Origin of the sequence: Desulfovibrio sp., from assembly GCF_034006445.1 — a bacterium.
In the GTDB taxonomy this organism is placed as follows: Bacteria; Desulfobacterota; Desulfovibrionia; order Desulfovibrionales; family Desulfovibrionaceae; genus Desulfovibrio.
Genome location: NZ_JAVESS010000033.1, coordinates 1 through 19,592 on the forward strand (window position 1 = coordinate 1; position 19,592 = coordinate 19,592).

The following is a 19,592-nucleotide window of genomic DNA, read 5'->3' on the forward strand; positions in this document are numbered from 1 at the left end:
CATACGGGTACGCGCATCCACGGACAGACAGAGCAAGTCGCCATTGGCAAACAAAGGCCAATTGGGCCGCGCTGGGCGCTCCACAATACTGACGCGCTGCACATCGGGCGTGCATGGGGAACTTTGCCTGGCACAGCCCGGCAGAAACACCAGGGCAGCCAGCAGGATTACAAGGCGGCTAGAACGCATTGAGAAACTCCGTAAAGGCTGCATCGTCTGGCGGGGCGGATGCGGGGGCGGCCCCAGTGGCCGCCCCCTTCCGCGTCAAGGAGGTTCGCATGGCTGCACCATCCCCAGCCGGTTCGGCAATCGTGCCGGGGACAGGTTCCTGGCTTTCCGGGGTGGATACCGGCAATGCGGCCAGCCCCGGAATGGCAAGAAATTTTTCCAAGGTATCAGCGCAGTTATTCTGCGTATCCGCGCCGAACTGCCCCAGTGCGTTAACGGATGATCTGGCCTGGCGAAGCTGACCTTCCAGTCCATCGGCCCGCCGTTTTTCCGCATCCAGATCAAGAGCAAGTTTATCCACGCGGGCGCTCGCGGCGCTCAGACGGTAGGTTTGCACGGCACCTGCCAGCAGGGCTAAGACCAACATAATGAGCAAAGAAATAATGATGATACGGCGTATACGGTCAGTCATGGCCGTCCCCCTGCTGCTAGTGTGGCCAGCGCAGGACGATATCGCTCGCGCTTGTCACCCATAATGTTGCGCACATAGGCGCGGTTAATGGCATAGGGGCTTTTGTCGGCATACTGTTTGCCCAGGCTGGATCGGCTTTTGCGGCTATGGGTTTCCACATGGCCAAACCAACGGCCCTGATCACAACCCTTGAACTGGCGGCAGTAGGCCCGATCTTGCAAAACACCGCCGATACCGCCGTTGTATGCGGCCAGCATCATTGCGGCCCGGTCTTCATCGGTGGCGCATCCCGCAAACGCATTCCAGGCTTGCTGATCCTTGAGAATGAGTGCCCGTAACTGAAGGCGCGGATTGTAGCGGTCTTCCCACTTCCATGACTTGAGCGAGCTATGCAGCTTCTTGACGTCCTGAAAATTGTTAAACCGCTCACGCCCGGCGCTGTCGTAAGCAATGGTGAGCTGACCAAGCCCGAAGCCATACTCACGGCTGGTTTTCATTTCGGTGCGCGGGTTCCAGCAGCGTTTCGACTCAAGGCCGTAACAGGTTTCCTGTTCTACCTGACCCGCATAGATGGCCGCATCATAAAAGTCGGGGCTGTACGCCAGATGCTCCGCCCAGAGCATGGGCAGATACGTCAAGGCCAGCACTGGCAAAATGGATGCGTACAGCCGGATCATGCTATTTGCCCCAGGCCATGATGCTGATGGCGATGCAGATCAGCAGCAGCACACGGGCCAGAACCACCAGAGCGGCGGCTATATTGCCCTCTTCGAGCGCCGCGCGGGCATAATCCGACATTCGGATATAAGGAGTGGAAATTTTGGACACCATTAAGGCCAAGCCCCACATACCCACGACATAGGCGATATACCCAGCCAGTCCAATGGTTGCTGATGGGTCTGTATACAAACCGGCGGCAAGGCAAATGGTGATCAACAACCAAACGCGCAAATCATAGAGCGGGCGCAAAGTGTCGAAAATTTTGCTAAGGAACAATCCTCTGGGCATAAAAGCCCTCCTTACAGATAATGATGTTTCTGAATGGCTTTTACGGCCGAGCTTGATCCCAACACGACAAGACACACGATGGATGAAACCACGTGCTTGGCCGACCAGTAGCCCAGAGAGAGCGGAAAAGAATGAGACTGAGAGTGGGGAATCTGGCACATGGTCTGGCCTCCAATGAGGTCAGACTAGCGCCTAGCGAGGGAAGAAAAACAGGAACCGTGGAGACAAAAAAAACGCCGACGTTGGCGCTTTTTTTGTGGGATGAATATCTAATTCATTGATTTTATTGAATCTGAAAAAACAGAAAAACGCCAACGTCGGCGTTTTTTATCTGCGGTGCATGCGCCGCCACTGCCAGGGAGGCACCGGAGATGGGTCAGCCCACAGGCCGCGAGGTGGGCTTGCCTCCCTGGCTTCCTGCTGCATTTTTCGCCACTCGTTGCAGGCCTCCTGCTTGCAATATCGTCCGTCCACCCAGGCCAGCCCGGATGCCGTCAGGGCCTCTTGCAACAGGCGCGTACCATCCGGCTGCATGATACTGGCTACCTCCCGCCCATAGCTCTTGCTTTTTTGCGCAGGGGTAACTTCCACAGTCTTGCCCATGAGCAACGTTGCAGTCAGATCACGGGCTTCCTTGCCGTATGGCTGGCCAATTTCCGGGCAGTCTATGCCATAGACGCGGATTGTCACCACCGCACCGTCAGTGCGTTGTATCCGCATCGAATCCCCATCATGCACCGAAATTACAGTTCCTTGCCATGCGAAGATGGTGGACGGAGATAAGAGTATAAGCAGGAGGATGGTCGCCATAAAGGATCGACCATCCTCCGCCCAAGAGAAAAATTTACTTTTTAGCAACACTGGCAATAACGCCATCCATCATCACATTTTTTACGGTAAAGCCTTTAGCTTTGGCTTGTATAACTGCAATTGACCCCTTTTTAAGCTCACGCAAAAAAGGATCTTTCATATCCAGATAAATACGCAATCCAAACAAACCGGACTTATCGACTGGAACAAGCACATAAGGTTTTCCAGCCACATCTTTTGCCACACCGGAGACTTTTACCTCAAGAATAACTGGCTTCCCCTTAAAGTCTTCATCTGCGACGACTTCATTATTTTCATAAGCCTGATAGAGTTCTTTGGGTTCTGCTTCATAGCCAATAATTTTTTTCAATCGTCCGGACTGCTCTGCATTCGTAGCTTGCAGGAACATAGGATCATTATCATCCCCGACCGATGAGGCTACAGCCATCGGCCCCTCTGATTCTGCTTTCGCCTTCTCATAAAAAACGATCTGGCATTGCTCAACATTAAGCTTTTTTGCAGCCTCTTTTGCAGATTTGACCACAACTTTTGCTTCAATTTTTTCTTCAGGGGAAAAATCTTTTACGACAAGCAACACATATTTTCCCGGGATGGTAAAAGCTGTCGTTGCCTCTAGTGCATGAGCAGACCCTGCTAATGTAAAAAACAAGCTAAAAATAATAGCTGCTACACATGTACTAATTTTTTGCCACATAATCATTTCCCCCTCCATAGTAATTTGTAGCCACTGGCCCAGCGACATTCCCATTTACTATGGGGCCTTGGGTCGCGTGATGACCAGAGACAAGCACTGCCTTAGCCGCAGTTTGTATGGTTTCAGGTGCCTTTCTGTAGAGAGCTAAGACCTCACACTCTTCAGCGGTCAACACGACTCCTTGTCGCGCCCCCGTGACAATATAGCCAATATCAAATCCAAGATCAGCAAGCCGTTCCAGGTAGACTGCGAAGGACGGTAGCCGCTCCTTTTCGTAATCAAGCTGACTGTTAATATGGATGCCAAGCCTTTCTGAAATCTCTTTTTGTTTAAATTTCAGACGCTTGCGCTCTTCTACCAGTCTCCTAGAAAAACTCATAATTTTCTCCAACTTTCCATTGACTAAAATCACAAAAAAACCTAATTTTATACCAACGAATAACAACAATTCCCAACAAACCCACGGGCACAACGACAGGAGGAAATATGCCCTCAACCCTATGCAAAATGAGCGATGGCGGTGACCGCATTTTTATACGCCTGCTCAATCTGCCTTATGTGCGCCATGCATTCGTAAGCGCCAACAGTGTCAAACCCCACCCCCAGGGCGGAGTGAAAACTGCCGCGTTGGAAATGACACTGGTTATTGGTCCCAAAGAGCTGACGGCTCCGCCAGCCAGCTTCAGCGAGATTGTTGAGGGCCTGTCCGCGCTGCCCTGCATCACGTCAATCCGTATGGCCCCCACCACGATACGGCTGAAGGCAGATGGCAAAACCGAGTATGTGCGCCCTCGGCTGGTGGTGGGGCTTACGGATGACCACTGCGCAACGTGTAACAACATTTCTTGTGATGTAACCGAAAACAATAACGATGCAAAGGGCCGGAGGAAGAGAAAATGAACGCACTGCGCACCCCGGAGGAAGTGCGGCGCGACTTTGAAACCCGGGGCATGAGCGTGGCCACATGGGCGCGGCGGCATGGATATTCGCCCTTTGGCGTTTATGATGTGTTGTTAGGCCGCACTAAAGGTCTGCGCGGAGAGAGCCACAATATTGCCGTTGCCCTGGGTATCAAAGCTGGCAGCATCAATACCAACGTAAACCGTTAGGAGCGTGGCGTGGTTGTGAACACTATAAATGAAAGGACCCCCGCGCCGGACATGCGCGAGGGTCAGGCAACGACCAGAAAAGGAAGAACTCATATGACGTTGCAAAATTTGCATACCCGGAAGGGACGGCGTGGTCAAGACAAGCTGAAACAGATCCTGCCCAAGGTTCTACAGGAAGGCTACGGCGAGGACTGGCGGCCTAGCGTGTATCTGACCGGGGCCTATTCTGCACCTGATGCAGAAACACGGTTGTCTCATGCCACCAGTCAGAGCCTCGCCGCCGCCCACCTGCTGCGCCTGGGCTACCCCGTGTTGGCCCCGGTGCCGATGGGGCACTTCATCTGCGAACACACAGACCTGGACAGGAGTTTTGCCACCTGGGGCGAAACCTGCCGCACCATGTTGTCTGTGGCTGACCTCATGGTGGTGTTTTACAGCAGCACCCTGGCTGACAGCAAGGATGTTGATGTAGCGATCGGCTGGGCGGCCAGATGGCATTACCCAATCATCCTCATGCGCGCCGTGCCAGTGGATAACATGCCCGTGGGGGATCCTAGCGACTACACCTATACCTTTGAGCGGCTGGACGTGCCCACATGGCTCAAGCTGCGCGAGAACCGGGTGGAAAAGGTGAACAGACATGACTAAGCGCAATCAGGCCGAGCGTAGCCTCGCCATTGTTGAGTTGCTGTTCCAGCGGGTGCTGGAGGGTTGGCCTAACAAGGAGTTGGCGCGAACCCTGGGTGAAAGCGAGGTTAACGTGTGCCGGGACCTCGCCATTCTGGAAGAGAACGGGTGGGCGCAGAAGCTGCCCAGCGGCAAATGGGCGCTTACCACCAAACCCGTGGCACTTATGCGTGTGTACAACCTTTATATGCAGGACTGGCGGGATCGTGCGGAAGCTTTCGACACGCGCGTTAGCGCCCAGGCCCGCCAGATGACCAAGTAAGGAGATTAGCATGGCTGCCAAGAAGAAACCGCAATTTGATGCTGATGGCTTGTGGCAATCGATCATCAAAGAAAATCCGCGCCTCTCCATTGAGATACACAACCTCAATAGTAGCAATTCCGAAAATGCCAAGTTGGAATTATGCGCCCTCTACGTTGCCAAAGCTCGCGAAGCACTGGGCGAAGACGCCTCAATTCCTCTTCCGGAAAGCATGAGTTACGAAATGAAGAAAAAAACAGTTGCCTGCATTGAAGGTACAGTAGATGTGCCCGCCGAGGCAGACATGCATGTAACCCGAGAGAGACTGAACACCGAGTGGGAACACTGCATGGCGGCACTGTCCACTTCCGACCAGAAAAAGGTGTTGGCCGGAGACCCTGCGACAGGGGAAAAAATTTGCAAGCTGTTCGTCAAGCACATGGTTGAAGACCTGCGGGTTGCGCCTTCATGGATATCTCTTCCGTCTGCTGCTCCCGGTTTTCTGTGCGATTGCATGGCAGAGGTCCTGAATGCCAAGGGCAGCAACACACCCGCCGTCATCACTCCGGAAGTGGATCCCGCCACGGAAACAGCCGTGGCCCAACTGCGTGACGAAGCCGTGACCGTCAGCAATGTGGAAATGGATGCCACCATCCTGCTGGCCGAAACGCGCGGCGTGTCTCAACAGGCGCAGTTCATCGAAACAGTGTCCCGCATGACCATGCTCACCAGATTGGCCCATATCAAGGAGAGCAAGGGCTACAAGGGGGCAAAAGTTCGCGATGCGAATGGAGAATTGCAGTCCATCAAGACATGGCCAGAATTCTGCACGGCCCTGGGCATGAGTCGTAGCCTTGTGGACGAAGACCTGAACAACCTCTCGGTGTTCGGCGACAACCTGCTCAAGATGCAGGATGCCCTGGGCATCGGCTATCGCGAGCTTCGCAAGCTGCGCGCAGGTTTTTCCATGTTGGACGATGCCTCCCGCGCCTTGGCGCTGGAAGAGGTGAAAAACGCCGGGGATAAGGAAGAGTTGCTCGCCGCCCTTGATGAAATGGGGGTGCGCAACGCCAAACTGACCCAGGCCAACAAGGAAAAGGACGAACAGCGCGCCAGCCTTGACAAGCTGCTCGGCGAATCACGCCGCAAGGAATATGAGCTGCAACGCAAGCTGGACGCTATGGAACGGCCTGTAAGCCCGGATGAAGAGGCGAGCGCCCTTATTTGGACTGAAGCCAACATGAAGCGCGAGATTGATGAAGGGTGCCGTGATCTCGTGCGCGCGGCTGATGCACTGGCGGTGATTGCTTCCAACACCTTCAATTGTGGCAATGGTGAAAGGTGGTTCTCTCTTCCGGAAGAACGGCGGGCGCAAATGGTCGACTACGTTAATGAGCGCATATCCAGCGCCTGCGGCCGGATGCGTGACTCCCTGCTTAATGTTGGTGTTGATGTGGATCTGGCGCTGGTATTTGACCCGGAAGCGGGCATGGATGCCAGTGACGGCGCGGACTCTGCCGACACATTGCAGGAGCAGGCCGAGGCATAACCATGAGTCCAGCCCAGGCACAACATATCCACGAGCTGATTGCTTCGTTGCGTCTTGCCCAAGCGCGGGAGCGCGGCGAGCTGGTGCGTCGGGCGGCTCTGGCCTTGGGCAAGACCCCTAAGACCGTTTACCGCATGCTCAAGGCGGCGGGATGGGATGCCGGGCGCAAACCCCGCGCGGATGCTGGTCAGACTGCTGTGGATGCCTCTCTGGCCCTGACGGTGGGTGGGCTTGTAACTCGCGCCACCAGGGTCAACGGCAAGCGCACCCTGACCATCAAGGATGCCTGCGAACGGCTGGCCGCACAGGGTTACGGCGTCAAGGACGAATCAACGGGAGAAACCATCATGCCAAGCCCAAAAACCGTTAGCACCGCCATGCGCCGCTATGGCTGCCACCCCGATCAAATGGAAAGGGGCAAGGCAACCGGACGCCAGCGCAGTTTGCACCCCAACCATGTTTGGGAAATAGACGCTTCGGTGTGTGTGCTGGTGTATCTGCCCGGCGGCAAGAAGATGCGCCTGTTGGACGAAAAAATATACAATGAGCGCAAACCGGGCCGTCTGGTGGAGATCGGGCGGCAACGCATCATAAGATATGTAGTTGTCGACCACTGCACCCACACTCTGTACCTGCATTACGAGCTGGCAGGGGGTGAAGATGCCGCAGGCATTCTGGCCACCCTTATTGAGGCCATGTCTGACCGTGGGCCGCGCGATCCCATGCACGGTGTGCCGTTCATCCTTTATATGGATAAATCTGGCGGCAACCAGTCAAGCCTTGTCAAAGGCTTCTGTGAAGCTATGGGCATCAAGCCCATGTACCACGCGGCAGGCAATGCCAGCGCCACTGGCAGTGTTGAAGTTGCACAAAACCTCGTTGAGCGGGGCTTTGAATCTCGGCTTCGTTTCATGGACGTGTCGGAGCTTGGACAACTGCAAGAACAGGCGGATCGGTGGCGGCGGCATTTCAATGCCCACTCCATACACACACGCCTGCAATGCCCGCGCAACCGCGCATGGCTGCGCATTAGCGATGACCAGTTACGGGTTGCCAGCCGTGAGGCCATGCAGGCGGTGGCAACCTGGGGCGAACAGACCCGCACCGTGCAACCGGATTACACGATCAGGCTGGATACCAAGAGCCACGGTGTGCATACCTATGATTTGCGCATGCTTGGCGCTCATGGCGTCCATGTGCGGGACAAGGTGGGTGTGCTTCTCAATCCCTTCAACGCTCCGGAAATCATCGTCACCAAGGCCATGCCGGATGGCGATGTTTTGCGCTTCACCGTATCGCCCATAGACAGGGATGAATGGGGATTTGATGCCGCCGCCCCCGTCATGGGTCAGGAATGGGGCAAGGCTCCGGAAACGCCTGTTGAACAGTCTGCCAAGGCAATGGAAGCGCTGGCAATGGGTGAAGACGGTAAAGCCGCCCGGCCATGGGAACATATCGACCCGATGGCGGACATCAAGGAAGCTCCACTGCACTTGCGGCGTGATGGTGTTGCCGCTCCTGTGGAGTCTGGTGCGCCAGTGGCTCTGGCCATGCCTTTAAGCCGTGTGGAGGCCGCACAGCGGTTGCAACAGATTGACCCCGCACCGTGGCAGCGCGACCCCATTGCATGCATGGCGCACATTCGTGACGCCTACGGCGATGAAGTGCAGGAAGCCGCCCTGGAGGGCATTGCCGCCGCTCTGCGCGATATGTTCACCATCGTTGACGTCCCCATGCCTGTTGCGACTGACAGCGATAAAGGCAAACGCCTACAGTTCCCCAAACCTCAGGAGACATCATCATGCATCGCATGACCCTGGGCGCAATGTTGCAAAAAGTTGGGATGGGACAGCGCGAACTGGCCCGTGCCGTGGGCGGTTCCTCTGCAACCATCAATCGGATGGTGCATGGATCTCCCGCACCACTGAAAGGAAGGGGAGAGCTTAAGGCGAACCTTGAATCCATCCTGCTTGAACGCGGCGCACCAGCGCCGGAAGTTTCCGCTCTGGTACGCCGCATGGACGAGCAGTGGCAAGCAAGCCGTCATCATGCCGAGGCGGTGGCCCGCGCCAGATCGGAAGGAGCAAGTGTTGAAAACCTGCCTTCGGCAGGCAGACCCCGGCATCTTTCCACGGACAAAGGAAACTGCCGTTTAGAACCAGCCCCCAAAACGGGGCAAGAACTTTCGGAGGAAGAACTCATGCTTTTGAGCAAGCAAAGCCTTACGCCACAGGCGCGGAAGCATTTCAAGCTGTTCCGCGACCCGTGGGATGATCCGCATCTGCCGGAGGAAGTCTTTCTGACGCCGGAAAGCCGATACGTGTATGAGGCGATGATGTCCGCTGCGCGTCACGGTAACTTTCTGGCTGTGATCGGCGAATCCGGCAGCGGAAAAACCACGTTGCGCCGCATGATGCTGGAGCAGCTCAAGGGTGACGAACAAAACGTCATTATACAGCCCTACATCCTGACCACTGGCGGCAAAGGAATCGAGAGCAAACCCCTGCGGGCGGCGCACATTGCAGAATCCATTCTGGCTTGTGTGGATCCCGGCGGCTCTATCCCTTCCAGCGCCGAGGCCAGGGCAAGACGTGTGCATGAAGTCCTTCGTCAATCCAGCCGTGGCGGCAATCGGCACCTGCTGTTCATTGAAGAAGCGCACGACATCAATCTGCACACACTCAAAAGCCTGAAGCGCTTCTTTGAGCTGGAAGACGGCATGAAGCGCCTGCTCTCCATTGTACTGATCGGCCAGACGGAACTGGGGCAGAAGCTGGCCAGCGCCGGAACAGAGGTGCGTGAAGTTGTGCAGCGGTGCGATGTGGTCAAGCTGCCGCCTCTTACAGATGTGCCGGGATTCATTCGGCACCGCTTTAAGACCGTCCAGGCCGATGCTGACACCGTGTTTGATGCCAGCGGAATGGAAGCCCTGCGTCAGCGTCTTATCGTGGCTCCTGATGGCCGTGGGCGCGGTGTTGATCTTGCCTACCCCCTGGCGGTGCAAAATCTGGCCACTCGTGCCATGAATCTTGCCGCAAGCATCGGCGAACCCGTTGTGACCGGAGATGTAGTGCGCCAGGTGCGGGCGTAGGAGGCAGCTATGAGTGAACAAGACTTCAGTGAGCTGGTGCGGAAGATGCGCGAAGCCCAAAAGAGCTTTTTCAAATCCAAAAGTCACCATGACCTGCGCTGCGCCCGGGACTATGAGCGCAGAGTTGACGAAGCCTTGCAGTGCATGCCCCAAGAACCTGCGCAGAAGCAGGCGAGGCTCATATGAATGGGGGTCTTATCATCGCCGCAATTGTGGTGTTTGTGATATGGGCCGGGATGGTTCACCCCAACAGAGTGATAGAGCGGATAGCCATGAAAGCTCTGGAAACCTATCAGCTAGAGCTTAAGGCCGGAATCAAGCCAGAAGACAGCAAAGTCAAGGACATGCTGCAATCAATATCAAAACATGAGGTCAAGAAAAATGATTGAAGTTAACGGCGTACAGCACATGCAAAACTCCCAGGGCCACCTTGTGCCTGTGGATCGCGTTGATCCAGTCGACAAGCTGCGTGATGAAACCGTGCGGGAACTCATAGACATGGCTAAAGGTCTTTCCGGAGGTCTGCGTGAAGGTCGCACGAAAATGCTTGATGCCGTTGCGGCCTTTGTCTCCATATCCGGCGAGCAATATGGCTCAAAAGTTGGCGGAGAAAAGGGCAACGTCACCCTGCACAGCTATGACGGAAGCCTGAAGGTTCAACGGGCCATGCAGGATCGCATCACCTTTGATGAACGCCTTCAGGCTGCGCGGACGCTTATCAATGAATGCCTGCGGGATTGGTCTGAAGGTGCCAATGCCAACTTGCGCGCCATTGTTGATGCCGCATGGGAAACGGACAGGGACGGTAACGTGTCCACTTCACGCATCCTCGGCCTGCGAGCCATCAAAGTGAAGGATGATGAACGTTGGGATCAGGCCATGAAAGCCCTGACGGACAGCATGCAGGTGGTTTACAGCAAATCGTTCATTCGCGTGTACGAAAAAGACGCATACGGCGAGTTCCAGCCCATACCGCTGGATATTGCCAAGGTATAGTCAGCAGGAGGTCGCCATGCAATCAAGAGCCGGACTCATTAGGACCATTCAGACAGGCCGTAAAGTGCTGAACATGGATGATCACACATACCATGACATGCTTCGCAACCTCACGGGCGCGGAATCATGCACGGTGCTGAACGAGACCGACCTTAAGCGAGTCCTGGTGCACCTCCGCGAAAGAGGATTTGCTCCCAAAGAATCGCCCACTAAAGGACCCCAGCGCAAGGTGCGGTCTCTGTGGCTTACCCTGGCAGATGCAGGGGCGGTCGAAAACCGTGATTTCAAGGCCACAGACGCCTATGTGACCCGTCAGACCGGGTTCTCAATGCGCAAGGCATCACCCGGAGATCTATCGGCAGTCATAGAGCAGCTTAAGCGCTGGCTGGAGCGTTATGAGTAGTGACGGACAGCAATTCCTTGAGAGTGTTGAAGCCGCCATGCGCTCGCGCGGCATCGCCACCGAGGTGGCCCGGGCGGTTTTGATAGATGTTTCGCTCGAATGGGGAGGGCAGCAGGTCTACATCCTGCTGCGCTCCCCTTATATTGCCCACGCTGTAATGGCCGACTTCAACGGCAGCAATGCAGGCGAGCTGGCCACAAAATATCGTATATCACGCGCCCAGGTATACCGCCTTATAGATCAGGCCCGCGCCGCAAAACGCGGCGAACGCGCCGAACAGATCCGGTTGCCTGGGGTGTAGGAGGTTCGCATGAGTGTGACGAAAAATTTCTTCATCGGTGAAGGCCCTGAAGCGGAGGCCCTGATTGCGGAAGTGAAAGAGCTTCGCGAGGCAGCCAACAATGCGCGCGATGTTGTTCAGAAGGAATATGGCGCTGACGGCCTTGTGCTTCATGGACGTGGTGGAGAAGTCTGCGGATTGGCGTTCATAGAAAAGCAGAACAAACCATTCCTTAAAGGCGAAGTCCGTCTTGAAAAAGGCTTTGGGTATTACCCGAAGCTTAACTGTAAGCAGGGGAAAGAACTGGCCTCCAAGCTGGAAGCGCCTGAACTTCAATTCAATACCAACGATTATATCCTCAGCAAGCTCAAGCTCCACAGGATGTGCGATGGCCCGCACCGCGCATCCCGCACGGGTATGGCTCTGTACCTTTCGGTTGCTGGATATGCGAAGAATAAAATTCTCGTGAGCATTCCAGGCCCAAAAGACCTCGACCGCATGCACGGCGATCCTATGCCGGAAGTGCCCACATGGTTCCGAGAGGTCAAAGAATCCGAGTGGCTGGCAGCCCAGGGCAAATAGGGGGTGCCAATGTCCACCAATCCCCCACAAGAAAATTCTCTTCCAGACAGAATGCGGACTCTCGCGAAAGACGGGCACCCGCGCGCCGAAGATTTACGGCAGATGGCTGACGACATGGACAATGCTATTGCCACCCATGACATGCGGAAAATGATTGGCGCTTGGGCGCGCGCCAGACGCCTCTGGTGCGAATGCACCGGAGAGCCGTTGATATAAGGAGAGGTCATGAGCGACACGACAAACACGATCACGCCGGAAACACGCCGTATGTTTATGGAAGACGCGAACGCTGTTCTGGCCCACGACAAAAAGAATCTGGAGCGCAGGGCTGCGGCAGAAGCCATTCTACGCCTGCTCAATGCCCTTAAAGCCTCCGAGGACGAAGTGGCGCAACTGCGCAAGGAACGTGATTGGCTGGCGAACGTACTGGCAGAACTCCACGGCACATCGCTTATGCTTGTTGATGGTGCGCCGGAAGGCAGCAATCGACCGCCATACTGGAAAGAAACCGCCCGCAAGGCCTTGGACACTGGGGGCGGCGCATGAGCAACCTCGCTGAAAAGAAGAAAAGGATCATTGATAAGATTCGTAAGCTATTGCGCCTTTCAAGCTCCAGTAATGAGCATGAAGCCGCCGCCGCAGCAGCCAAGGCCCAGGAACTGCTTTCTGAATATAATCTGTCCCTGGATTCCATGATCACGGAAGAATGTGCTTCAGAAATGACGGCTTCGCGGGCATATAAGAAAACTCGGCAGCGTCTTGAATCGTGGGCATACACCCTGGCTTCGGGCGTTTCCAACGCGTTTGACTGCAAATACTATCATGACCCTGATGTTGGTGAGACAGTATTCGTTGGCTGCGAACCGGATACGAGTGTTTGCAGTTGGACGTACGGCTACCTTTATAAAACGTTGCTGTCTCTGGCCTCGGCACACATGCGCGGCCCCGCGCGCCGCTTGCGCTCTACAAGGTCAAAAAAGGCTGCAAGACTCTCATTCCTGCTCGGGGCTGTGATGGTCATATCTCGCCGCCTGAAGGATCAAAAAAAGGCAACTCCGATCACCCCCGGAATGCTTGTCCCCTTCAAAGAGGCTGCGATCAGCAAGGCCATGCCCGAGCTTCGGGAAAGAGCAGCCCCCCAAACAAAGATCAGAGACTTTGACTTTGAGGCTGGAATGGATGCAGGCCATGCCATTCACCTCTCAACACCCCTATCGACCACACGCCCAAACCTCCAGCGTTTGGGCTAAAGAAAAGGGAGGGTTCGCCCTCCCTTCTTCATTTCTTCCTGTGTAATTCAATTTCATTCATGTCCCACAGTGTCTTCACTATGTCCCGGTTTATCCCATCCCTTCACCCCGTCTATTCCCTTCTCCCGTCATGCTTTGGCCAGCGCCGCCTTGAGAATGTCCTGCGCCTCTTCCAGGGTAAGGTCGCCGGGCAGATGGGTTTTGACAGACGCCGCCTGGACAGCGCTCAGCCCCAGGGTAAGCACGAGAGCAAGAGTGAAAATCAACGTACGCATGTGTGGCTCCTTGATGGTCGAAGTTGCGGGCGCAATGTCGGCCAGTTTGTAATAAGTATATAGTGCCGCTAATAAACGAGCAAGGATCGCATAATTGGATTTTTGTTTGTATCATTATATAAGGTTTACAGTGGGCATGACACGCCCACCCCAGGGCATGCCTCAGGCACTGCCCTGGGCAAAAAAGGAGAAAATATGATCAAAAATATTATAAAGATAGCTTCTATGTGCGCTTGCGCAGTCGTGGTTTCCGCCTTTGCCGTGTCGGTGCGCGCAGAAGGTATCTGCACTAAAAAAATAGCCGAGCTTGAACGTCAGTTGAGCATCGCCAAGCAGCACAAGAACACGGGCAAGGCGGCCGGACTTGAGCGCGCTCTGGAAAACGTGCGCACGTGGTGCACGGATGACGGCGAACTGGCCGAAGCAAAAATCAAGGTGCTTGAGAAGCAGGAAAAAGTAGCGGAGCGTCAGGCAGAATTGGACAAGGCCACGGCTCAGGGCGTTGCGCGCAAAAAGATCGAAAAACGGCAGCAGAAATTGCGTGAAGCGCAAGACGAACTGAAAGAAGCCGAAAAGGTTCGTGACACGATGCAGCAGGACGCCAAGAAATAAGTTTTTTCTGCCCATATACCGCAAAGGCCCGTGCACTGTGCACGGGCCTTTGTGTTTATATGGAAACGCGCAATTATTCCGTTTGGCGGCGTGCTTCTCTTTTTTTGAAACAGTCGAGGACGGAAGAGTCCACTCCTGCTTCAAAAAAAGATCGCGCCTTGCCAAACGAAACAACTGCGCGTTTCCAAGAGCTCTTTAATCAGTGTTTTCTTAAAATGCCTCAGGGGTCGGCGGGGTTCGCGCGTGCCGCCATCCGGCGTGACGGCTGACGTAGTGTTTGCCGTAGTTTTCGGGGGTGGGTTCGTTGCAGCGTTTGCCGTAGTGTTTGGCGTACGAACGGTGCGGGCAAAGCCTGGAGTTGATATATTTTGAAATGGTGTGATGGCTGGAAGGCGTTGCCTATGGCCCCACTCATAAAAAACTCGTTGAATTGTACAAAGATACAATAAGAGTTTTAGGGGGTGGGGGCGTGGGGGAGGAGACCCTTTTGCAAAAGGGTCCCACCCCCACAAAATATTTCAAGGGTAACCCAGCGGGTAGCGCGGGTCTGTAGAGAAGTCCCTCCCCCGCAAAATATTCCACGAGGCAAAGCCTACCGCACGAATGGCGCCAGAAAATACTGCCACACAAGGGTGAGCAGCAGCAGGCTCAGTGAAACCATAAGAAAGCGGCGCACGGCGGCGGGGCCCACCCGGATGGCCAGGCGGCTGCCAAGCCAGTTGCCCAGGCAGCAGGCTACGGCCATGGGCAGGGCCAGGCTCCAGACGACCACGCCGTTGATCATGAAGACCATGAGTCCGGCGAAGTTGGACGCGAGGTTGAGCACCTTGGACGTGGCCGATGCTTCCATAAGGCCCATGTGCAATATCCAGTGAAAGGCCAGTATCAGAAAGCTGCCCGTGCCGGGCCCGAAAAAACCGTCATACGCGCCGATGAGCAGGCAGACCATGGGCGTGAGCAGCCACAGGCGCGGGCCGTACAGGGCCATGTCGAGGCCGCCCGCCCGTTCCTTGCGCGGCATGAGGGTGGCGCACATGCCCACGGGCAAAAGCCCCACCAGAATTTTGCCCAGCAGTGCCGGTTCCACGTGCAGCGCCAGGCGCGCGCCCGCCCAGGAGCCTATAAGGGAGAAGGCCAGCCCGGCCAGGGCCACGCGCCAGAGTACAAGGTTGCTGCGCGCAAAATTGCCCAAAGCCACGCAGGTGCCAAGACAGGCGCTGAATTTGTTGGCTCCCAGGGCCATGTGCGGCGGCACCCCGGTCAGCAGCAGCGCGGGCATGGTCACAAGCCCGCCCCCTCCGGCGATGGCGTCGATAAAGCCCCCGGCAAAGGCGGCAGCAATGCCCGCCAGCAGGGCTACGAGACCGAATTCCATGCTACCACTCCTTGAAAATGACCCACGCGGCCAGCACAATAAGCCCAAAGCCCACGGCGTGGTTCCAGCGCATGGGTTCATGCAGCCACAAGGTGGAAAAAATCATGAAAACGCTCAGGGAAATGATTTCCTGAATAGTCTTCAGTTCTGCTGCCGAAAAATGTCCGTAGCCGATGCGGTTGGCGGGTACCTGCAGCAGGTATTCGAAAAAAGCCAGACCCCAGCTGATCAGGATCACTACGGGCAGGGCCGCACCCTTGTAGCGCAGATGCCCGTACCAGGCAAAGGTCATGAAGACGTTGGAAAAAAGTAGAAGGCCCACGGTGGCCACAGGAACGGGTACGTTCATAGTGCTTCCGCATACCGGGTTGCGCCGGGCAGAGGGGATGGTGACCCCGCGCCAAAGCGCGGGCAAGGCTGAGGCATATCTGCAGGACCGTCTGGAGTCAAGAAGGGGACACAGGGAGCCTGCCGCCCGCTGTCCCGCCGCCTGTATGCCTCTTGGGACGGCACACTTGGAGTGCGGTCATGTGCAAACGCTCAGGCGGCTGCCGGAGCAGCCGCCTGTAGTGAAAGCGCAAGCGCGGTGTCAGCCCTTACCGCAGAACATGCAACGGGCGTCCGCTCCCGCAGCCGCCAAACGGAATAAATCAGCTTTTTCCTAATGGTCGCGTAGCATCTTGACCGCGCAGAACTTGCCGCACATGGCGCACACTTCTTCAGTCTTGTGGGCCTCGCGGCGTTTTTCGAGCATCTTGGGGTCAAGGGCGGCCTTTGACATGCCATCCCAGTCCAGAGCCTTGCGGGCTGCGTTCATGGCAGCCTCGCGCGCCACTGCATGGGGGCGGCCAAGGGCGGTTTCGCCCACCTGGGCCGCCACCCGTGAGGCCATGACGCCAGCGCGCACGTCGGCTTCATCCGGCAGGGTAAGGTGCTCGGCGGGGGTGAGGTAGCAGAGAAAATCCACACCGGCTTCCACGCCAAGAGCGCCGCCGATGGCTCCGGCTATATGGTCGTAGCCGGGTGCGCTGTCGCAGCACAGGGGGCCAAGCACATAGAGGGGCGCATTGTTGGTCAGGCGCTTGATGCCCTGGATCTGGGTGCGCACCTGATTGAGCGGCACATGGCCGGGGCCTTCGATCATGCACTGTACGCCGCGTTCCAGCGCGTACTTGGCAAGACGCCCAAGATTGATGACTTCTTCCCACTGCGCGGCGTCGCCGGCGTCCACGCCAGCGCCGGGGCGCAGGCCGTCACCCAGGGACAGGGTGACGTTATAGGGACGGCAAATGTCCAGCAGGCGGTCAAAATATTCCAGCAGGGGATTTTCGCGTTCGTTTTCAAGCATCCAGCGCGCCAGCATGGAGCCGCCGCGCGAGACTATGCCCAGAACACGGTTGTTCTTGACGGCCATTTCAGCCCCACGGCGGGAAAGGCCGCAGTGTACGGTGACAAAATCCACACCCTGCGCGGCCTGCTTGGCTATTTCGTCAAAAAGGTCGTCGGGCAGCATGCTGGTGATCTCGCGGTCTGCGTCGAGTATCTGCTGGCCCACGGCGTAGAGCGGCACCGTGCCCAGAGGACGGGGGCAGGCGGCCAGCATGCCCAGGCGCAGGGCGTCCAGGTCTCCGGCGATGGAAAGATCCATGACCGTGTCAGCGCCCGCGTCCAGCGCGGCGTGAATTTTGCGTTCTTCCGTATTGGGGCAGTTGTTCAGGGGAGAGGTGCCGATGTTGGCGTTGACCTTGACCCTTGCAGGCTGGCCCACGAGAATGGGCTTGAGACCGACATGGGCGGGATTGCCAAGCAGAACCATGGTTCCGGCTTCAAGAGCGGCGATGATTGCCTCTGGGGTCAGGCCCTCTTCGGCGGCCAGGGCGGCAAGGTGCGTATCCAGAAGGCCGCGCAGAGCGGCGTTCTGGGAACAAAGTGTGGTAGACATGTGTGCCTCGCTGGTTGCGACGCAGGGCGCAAAAAAACCACAAGCAGCGGTAGAGCTTGTGGCTGCGGCTTCCCTCCGGCAGTGCGAACTGCGTCAGGTTCATAGGGTCTGGGTTTTCCCACTCTCAGCCGTGCAACTGTCGTCCGCACGGTTCCCCTAGCTCACGAAGAAGCATACGCGCACCCTAGCAGTCTGTAAAGAGCGCTTGCCTTTGGGCGTCATCTGCCTTGCAATCCCGCCACGCCTGGCTTACATGGTGAGAATGCAGCGGAAGCGATTTTTCAGTCCCCTCACCTGGCCCGTTTTTTCATTCCTGGCGGTTATTGCCGTCGGGGCGGCCTTGTTGCACATGCCCGCAAGCTGGCAGGAAGGGCACAGCCTCAGCCTGATTGACGCGGCCTTTCTTTCCACATCCGCCGTGTGCGTCACAGGGCTTACGCCTGTGGACATCAGCGCCGTGCTCAGCCCTTTTGGCGAGGCCGTGCTGCTTTTGCTCATGCAACTGGGCGGCCTCGGCATCATGACCTATACAAGCATTATTTTTCTGCTCTGGCGCAACCATGTGCCCTTCACCAGCCGTGAAGCCGTGAGCCAGGCATTGCTCGGAGACGATTTTAACCTCAGGTCCTTTCTTGTGCAGGTGCTGGCCCTTGTCTTCAGTATTGAGGCGGTGACGGCCCTTTTGCTGTACTGGCATGATCCCGTGTTTTTTTATCCTTTCAGCGCGGTTTTTCACGCGGTGTCGGCCTTTTGTAATGCGGGCTTTTCGCTTAGTGCCAACAGCCTCATGAATTTTCGCGACGATGTGGTGGTGAACAGCATCATCACGGCCAGCGTTTTTTTGGGCAGCATCGGCTTTGGCGTACTGCGCGAGTCGCTCGGCATCATCTCCGGAGGCCGCATCGGCCTGCCGGTGCGCCGGTTCAGCCGGTTCAGCCGTTTGGTGCTGAAAACCAGCTTTTTTCTTATCATTGTGGGCGCGTCCATAGGCTTTGCCATTGAATTCTGGCGTGTGGGCAATGAGCACGCCCTTGGCGACGGCTTCGATCTGGCCCTGACGGCTTTGTTTCAGGCGGCTGTGGCACGCACTGCCGGTTTCAATACCATCAACATGACCAGCCTCAGCGAGGCCAGCCTGCTGGTGATCATGGCCCTCATGTTTGTGGGCGGCGGGCCAGGTTCGTGCGCTGGCGGCATCAAGGTAGTGACGTTCAGGGTGCTGGTGGGCTATATTGCAGCGCAGTTTCGTGGCGACAGGCAGATAGTGCTGGAAGGCAGGGGCGTGCCGGAAGAAAACGTCACCCGCGCCCTGACGCTGTTCTTTGTCTACTCCATGCTGGTGGGCATATCGACCTTTCTGCTCAGCATCACGGAATACGGGATTCTGCACGGAACAACCACTGACGGGCCGTCTTTTTTGCGCATTCTGTTTGAGGAAGTGTCCGCCCTCGGCACTGTGGGGCTTTCCCTGAATCTCACTTCAGAACTGAGCGCCGAGGGCAAGGGCATTCTTATCGTCAACATGTTTGCCGGGCGCGTGGGCCTGCTGAGCCTGCTCATGGCCGTGCAGAGCCTTCAGCCGCGCAAGGCGTATTCAGTGGCGGAAACCCAGCTGCCCATCGGCTAGAGCATTTAACACTTGAAATGCTCGCGTACGGCAGGCAAAAGCCCGCCTACTCGCATTTCGTGGCAAGGATTTTCAGAAAAATCCTTGCAGAGCATTTAACTCATTTCATTCGTAAACTGCTCTAGACCGGGGAGACTGCCCCCAAAATATTTGCGTCGTTGGTAAACGGCATTTTGTACAAGACGTCCTGGCATGGACAAAAAGCCGTGCGGGCATAAAGCGTTTCCGCAAGCAGCGGAGCGTTACTGCGAGAGATATATGGCGGAAAAGAAAGGCGGATTCAACTTGCAAGTGCAACACCCTCAAAGTTGAATGAAAAGGCAAGGTGGTATAGCCCTTTAGCCTCTCCATCCAACCAAAGATTGAGGGGCGTATGGGCTATGCACACCTTGCCAGGGAA

The 19,592-nt window shown here is 56.3% G+C and carries 28 protein-coding genes and 1 riboswitch; of the genes, 17 read left to right on the forward strand and 11 right to left on the reverse strand.

The genetic code is table 11. From position 1 onward, the window contains the following. The 7 genes from RBR41_RS14125 to RBR41_RS14155 all read right to left on the reverse strand — a co-directional run. Positions 1 to 189: hypothetical protein (locus RBR41_RS14125; protein ID WP_320353306.1), on the reverse strand; the 189-nt coding region annotated here is incomplete at its 3' end. Next, complete coding sequence (locus RBR41_RS14130; RefSeq protein ID WP_320353307.1) at positions 179 to 640, reverse strand: hypothetical protein; 462 nt, start codon at positions 638 to 640, stop codon at positions 179 to 181. The genes RBR41_RS14125 and RBR41_RS14130, both read right to left, overlap by 11 nt. Further along, entirely contained in the window at positions 637 to 1,317 is a 681-nt protein-coding gene (locus RBR41_RS14135; RefSeq protein ID WP_320353308.1) for a hypothetical protein, read from the reverse strand. Before RBR41_RS14135 ends, RBR41_RS14130 begins: the two co-directional genes overlap by 4 nt. Before the next feature lies 1 nt (position 1,318). Beyond that, the gene (locus tag RBR41_RS14140) at positions 1,319 to 1,648 is read right to left on the reverse strand and encodes a hypothetical protein (protein ID WP_320353309.1); all 330 of its coding nucleotides are present in this window, start codon (positions 1,646 to 1,648) and stop codon (positions 1,319 to 1,321) included. Between the two features lie 327 nt (positions 1,649 to 1,975). Next, positions 1,976 to 2,368 (reverse strand): thermonuclease family protein, encoded by a 393-nt coding sequence (locus RBR41_RS14145; RefSeq protein ID WP_320353310.1) that lies wholly within the window; start codon positions 2,366 to 2,368, stop codon positions 1,976 to 1,978. A 124-nt stretch (positions 2,369 to 2,492) separates the two neighbouring features. After that, positions 2,493 to 3,179, reverse strand: coding sequence for an OB-fold protein (locus RBR41_RS14150; protein ID WP_320353311.1), 687 nt, complete (start codon positions 3,177 to 3,179; stop codon positions 2,493 to 2,495). Continuing rightward, a complete protein-coding gene (locus tag RBR41_RS14155) occupies positions 3,157 to 3,552 on the reverse strand; it encodes a helix-turn-helix transcriptional regulator (RefSeq protein ID WP_320353312.1) in 396 nt (131 codons plus the stop codon). The genes RBR41_RS14150 and RBR41_RS14155 overlap by 23 nt, the downstream gene beginning before the upstream one ends. Before the next feature lie 107 nt (positions 3,553 to 3,659). Between RBR41_RS14155 and RBR41_RS14160 the strand changes: the two genes are divergently transcribed. From RBR41_RS14160 to RBR41_RS14230, 15 genes are all read left to right on the forward strand, one after another. Beyond that, positions 3,660 to 4,073, forward strand: coding sequence for a hypothetical protein (locus tag RBR41_RS14160; RefSeq protein ID WP_320353313.1), 414 nt, complete (start codon positions 3,660 to 3,662; stop codon positions 4,071 to 4,073). Then, a complete protein-coding gene (locus tag RBR41_RS14165; protein ID WP_320353314.1) occupies positions 4,070 to 4,282 on the forward strand; it encodes a DNA-binding protein in 213 nt (70 codons plus the stop codon). Before RBR41_RS14160 ends, RBR41_RS14165 begins: the two co-directional genes overlap by 4 nt. Before the next feature lie 93 nt (positions 4,283 to 4,375). Next, positions 4,376 to 4,930: a hypothetical protein gene (locus RBR41_RS14170; RefSeq protein ID WP_320353315.1), complete on the forward strand. Its 555-nt coding sequence runs from the start codon at positions 4,376 to 4,378 to the stop codon at positions 4,928 to 4,930. Then, positions 4,923 to 5,231: a hypothetical protein gene (locus RBR41_RS14175; protein WP_320353316.1), complete on the forward strand. Its 309-nt coding sequence runs from the start codon at positions 4,923 to 4,925 to the stop codon at positions 5,229 to 5,231. Before RBR41_RS14170 ends, RBR41_RS14175 begins: the two co-directional genes overlap by 8 nt. 10 nt (positions 5,232 to 5,241) lie before the next feature. After that, complete coding sequence (locus RBR41_RS14180; RefSeq protein WP_320353317.1) at positions 5,242 to 6,759, forward strand: hypothetical protein; 1,518 nt, start codon at positions 5,242 to 5,244, stop codon at positions 6,757 to 6,759. A gap of 2 nt (positions 6,760 to 6,761) precedes the next feature. Further along, on the forward strand, positions 6,762 to 8,573 hold the full coding sequence (locus RBR41_RS14185) for a hypothetical protein (protein WP_320353318.1): 1,812 nt from the start codon (positions 6,762 to 6,764) through the stop codon (positions 8,571 to 8,573). Next, positions 8,561 to 9,850: an AAA family ATPase gene (locus RBR41_RS14190; RefSeq protein ID WP_320353319.1), complete on the forward strand. Its 1,290-nt coding sequence runs from the start codon at positions 8,561 to 8,563 to the stop codon at positions 9,848 to 9,850. The genes RBR41_RS14185 and RBR41_RS14190 overlap by 13 nt, the downstream gene beginning before the upstream one ends. Before the next feature lie 9 nt (positions 9,851 to 9,859). Then, a complete protein-coding gene (locus RBR41_RS14195) occupies positions 9,860 to 10,036 on the forward strand; it encodes a hypothetical protein (protein ID WP_320353320.1) in 177 nt (58 codons plus the stop codon). Then, positions 10,033 to 10,239 carry a hypothetical protein gene (locus RBR41_RS14200; RefSeq protein ID WP_320353321.1) on the forward strand — a complete coding sequence of 69 codons (207 nt, stop codon included), beginning with the start codon at positions 10,033 to 10,035 and terminating at the stop codon, positions 10,237 to 10,239. Before RBR41_RS14195 ends, RBR41_RS14200 begins: the two co-directional genes overlap by 4 nt. Next, the gene (locus tag RBR41_RS14205; RefSeq protein WP_320353322.1) at positions 10,232 to 10,846 is read left to right on the forward strand and encodes a DUF3164 family protein; all 615 of its coding nucleotides are present in this window, start codon (positions 10,232 to 10,234) and stop codon (positions 10,844 to 10,846) included. Before RBR41_RS14200 ends, RBR41_RS14205 begins: the two co-directional genes overlap by 8 nt. Before the next feature lie 16 nt (positions 10,847 to 10,862). Next, positions 10,863 to 11,249, forward strand: coding sequence for a regulatory protein GemA (locus RBR41_RS14210; RefSeq protein ID WP_320353323.1), 387 nt, complete (start codon positions 10,863 to 10,865; stop codon positions 11,247 to 11,249). After that, positions 11,242 to 11,550 (forward strand): Mor transcription activator family protein, encoded by a 309-nt coding sequence (locus tag RBR41_RS14215; RefSeq protein WP_320353324.1) that lies wholly within the window; start codon positions 11,242 to 11,244, stop codon positions 11,548 to 11,550. Before RBR41_RS14210 ends, RBR41_RS14215 begins: the two co-directional genes overlap by 8 nt. A gap of 9 nt (positions 11,551 to 11,559) precedes the next feature. Beyond that, positions 11,560 to 12,111 (forward strand): DUF5420 family protein, encoded by a 552-nt coding sequence (locus RBR41_RS14220; RefSeq protein WP_320353325.1) that lies wholly within the window; start codon positions 11,560 to 11,562, stop codon positions 12,109 to 12,111. A gap of 225 nt (positions 12,112 to 12,336) precedes the next feature. Next, on the forward strand, positions 12,337 to 12,657 hold the full coding sequence (locus RBR41_RS14225; RefSeq protein ID WP_320353326.1) for a hypothetical protein: 321 nt from the start codon (positions 12,337 to 12,339) through the stop codon (positions 12,655 to 12,657). Further along, a complete protein-coding gene (locus tag RBR41_RS14230) occupies positions 12,654 to 13,361 on the forward strand; it encodes a DUF2786 domain-containing protein (protein ID WP_320353327.1) in 708 nt (235 codons plus the stop codon). Before RBR41_RS14225 ends, RBR41_RS14230 begins: the two co-directional genes overlap by 4 nt. Before the next feature lie 128 nt (positions 13,362 to 13,489). Here the strand turns inward: RBR41_RS14230 and RBR41_RS14235 are convergent, their stop codons facing one another. Next, positions 13,490 to 13,636, reverse strand: coding sequence for a hypothetical protein (locus tag RBR41_RS14235; protein ID WP_320353329.1), 147 nt, complete (start codon positions 13,634 to 13,636; stop codon positions 13,490 to 13,492). A 195-nt stretch (positions 13,637 to 13,831) separates the two neighbouring features. On the opposite strand from RBR41_RS14235, the gene RBR41_RS14240 reads away from it, so the two are divergent. Then, positions 13,832 to 14,248, forward strand: a complete 417-nt coding sequence (locus tag RBR41_RS14240; protein WP_320353330.1) for a DUF1090 domain-containing protein — start codon at positions 13,832 to 13,834, stop codon at positions 14,246 to 14,248. A gap of 592 nt (positions 14,249 to 14,840) precedes the next feature. On the opposite strand, the gene RBR41_RS14245 is transcribed toward RBR41_RS14240, so the two are convergent. From RBR41_RS14245 to thiC, 3 genes are all read right to left on the reverse strand, one after another. Beyond that, a complete protein-coding gene (locus RBR41_RS14245) occupies positions 14,841 to 15,623 on the reverse strand; it encodes a sulfite exporter TauE/SafE family protein (RefSeq protein ID WP_320353331.1) in 783 nt (260 codons plus the stop codon). Position 15,624: 1 nt separating this feature from the next. Beyond that, on the reverse strand, positions 15,625 to 15,972 hold the full coding sequence (locus RBR41_RS14250; RefSeq protein ID WP_320353332.1) for a DMT family protein: 348 nt from the start codon (positions 15,970 to 15,972) through the stop codon (positions 15,625 to 15,627). Positions 15,973 to 16,284: 312 nt separating this feature from the next. After that, positions 16,285 to 17,565, reverse strand: a complete 1,281-nt coding sequence (gene thiC, locus RBR41_RS14255) for a phosphomethylpyrimidine synthase ThiC (protein WP_320353333.1) — start codon at positions 17,563 to 17,565, stop codon at positions 16,285 to 16,287. A 53-nt stretch (positions 17,566 to 17,618) separates the two neighbouring features. Next, positions 17,619 to 17,733: riboswitch (TPP riboswitch) on the reverse strand. A gap of 181 nt (positions 17,734 to 17,914) precedes the next feature. On the opposite strand from thiC, the gene RBR41_RS14260 reads away from it, so the two are divergent. Further along, positions 17,915 to 19,192 carry a TrkH family potassium uptake protein gene (locus RBR41_RS14260; RefSeq protein WP_320353334.1) on the forward strand — a complete coding sequence of 426 codons (1,278 nt, stop codon included), beginning with the start codon at positions 17,915 to 17,917 and terminating at the stop codon, positions 19,190 to 19,192. Positions 19,193 to 19,592: the final 400 nt, after the last annotated feature.

Excerpts from the sequence above, each read along its gene's own strand:
- RBR41_RS14130 (WP_320353307.1), bottom strand. The coding sequence starts at position 640 with ATGACTGACCGTATACGCCGTATCATCATTATTTCTTTGCTCATTATG.
- RBR41_RS14135 (WP_320353308.1), bottom strand. The coding sequence starts at position 1,317 with ATGATCCGGCTGTACGCATCCATTTTGCCAGTGCTGGCCTTGACGTAT.
- RBR41_RS14140 (WP_320353309.1), bottom strand. The coding sequence starts at position 1,648 with ATGCCCAGAGGATTGTTCCTTAGCAAAATTTTCGACACTTTGCGCCCG.
- RBR41_RS14145 (WP_320353310.1), bottom strand. The coding sequence starts at position 2,368 with ATGCGGATACAACGCACTGACGGTGCGGTGGTGACAATCCGCGTCTAT.
- RBR41_RS14150 (WP_320353311.1), bottom strand. The coding sequence starts at position 3,179 with ATGATTATGTGGCAAAAAATTAGTACATGTGTAGCAGCTATTATTTTT.
- RBR41_RS14155 (WP_320353312.1), bottom strand. The coding sequence starts at position 3,552 with ATGAGTTTTTCTAGGAGACTGGTAGAAGAGCGCAAGCGTCTGAAATTT.
- RBR41_RS14160 (WP_320353313.1), top strand. The coding sequence starts at position 3,660 with ATGCCCTCAACCCTATGCAAAATGAGCGATGGCGGTGACCGCATTTTT.
- RBR41_RS14165 (WP_320353314.1), top strand. The coding sequence starts at position 4,070 with ATGAACGCACTGCGCACCCCGGAGGAAGTGCGGCGCGACTTTGAAACC.
- RBR41_RS14170 (WP_320353315.1), top strand. The coding sequence starts at position 4,376 with ATGACGTTGCAAAATTTGCATACCCGGAAGGGACGGCGTGGTCAAGAC.
- RBR41_RS14175 (WP_320353316.1), top strand. The coding sequence starts at position 4,923 with ATGACTAAGCGCAATCAGGCCGAGCGTAGCCTCGCCATTGTTGAGTTG.
- RBR41_RS14180 (WP_320353317.1), top strand. The coding sequence starts at position 5,242 with ATGGCTGCCAAGAAGAAACCGCAATTTGATGCTGATGGCTTGTGGCAA.
- RBR41_RS14185 (WP_320353318.1), top strand. The coding sequence starts at position 6,762 with ATGAGTCCAGCCCAGGCACAACATATCCACGAGCTGATTGCTTCGTTG.
- RBR41_RS14190 (WP_320353319.1), top strand. The coding sequence starts at position 8,561 with ATGCATCGCATGACCCTGGGCGCAATGTTGCAAAAAGTTGGGATGGGA.
- RBR41_RS14195 (WP_320353320.1), top strand. The coding sequence starts at position 9,860 with ATGAGTGAACAAGACTTCAGTGAGCTGGTGCGGAAGATGCGCGAAGCC.
- RBR41_RS14200 (WP_320353321.1), top strand. The coding sequence starts at position 10,033 with ATGAATGGGGGTCTTATCATCGCCGCAATTGTGGTGTTTGTGATATGG.
- RBR41_RS14205 (WP_320353322.1), top strand. The coding sequence starts at position 10,232 with ATGATTGAAGTTAACGGCGTACAGCACATGCAAAACTCCCAGGGCCAC.
- RBR41_RS14210 (WP_320353323.1), top strand. The coding sequence starts at position 10,863 with ATGCAATCAAGAGCCGGACTCATTAGGACCATTCAGACAGGCCGTAAA.
- RBR41_RS14215 (WP_320353324.1), top strand. The coding sequence starts at position 11,242 with ATGAGTAGTGACGGACAGCAATTCCTTGAGAGTGTTGAAGCCGCCATG.
- RBR41_RS14220 (WP_320353325.1), top strand. The coding sequence starts at position 11,560 with ATGAGTGTGACGAAAAATTTCTTCATCGGTGAAGGCCCTGAAGCGGAG.
- RBR41_RS14225 (WP_320353326.1), top strand. The coding sequence starts at position 12,337 with ATGAGCGACACGACAAACACGATCACGCCGGAAACACGCCGTATGTTT.
- RBR41_RS14230 (WP_320353327.1), top strand. The coding sequence starts at position 12,654 with ATGAGCAACCTCGCTGAAAAGAAGAAAAGGATCATTGATAAGATTCGT.
- RBR41_RS14235 (WP_320353329.1), bottom strand. The coding sequence starts at position 13,636 with ATGCGTACGTTGATTTTCACTCTTGCTCTCGTGCTTACCCTGGGGCTG.
- RBR41_RS14240 (WP_320353330.1), top strand. The coding sequence starts at position 13,832 with ATGATCAAAAATATTATAAAGATAGCTTCTATGTGCGCTTGCGCAGTC.
- RBR41_RS14245 (WP_320353331.1), bottom strand. The coding sequence starts at position 15,623 with ATGGAATTCGGTCTCGTAGCCCTGCTGGCGGGCATTGCTGCCGCCTTT.
- RBR41_RS14250 (WP_320353332.1), bottom strand. The coding sequence starts at position 15,972 with ATGAACGTACCCGTTCCTGTGGCCACCGTGGGCCTTCTACTTTTTTCC.
- thiC (WP_320353333.1), bottom strand. The coding sequence starts at position 17,565 with ATGTCTACCACACTTTGTTCCCAGAACGCCGCTCTGCGCGGCCTTCTG.
- RBR41_RS14260 (WP_320353334.1), top strand. The coding sequence starts at position 17,915 with ATGCCCGCAAGCTGGCAGGAAGGGCACAGCCTCAGCCTGATTGACGCG.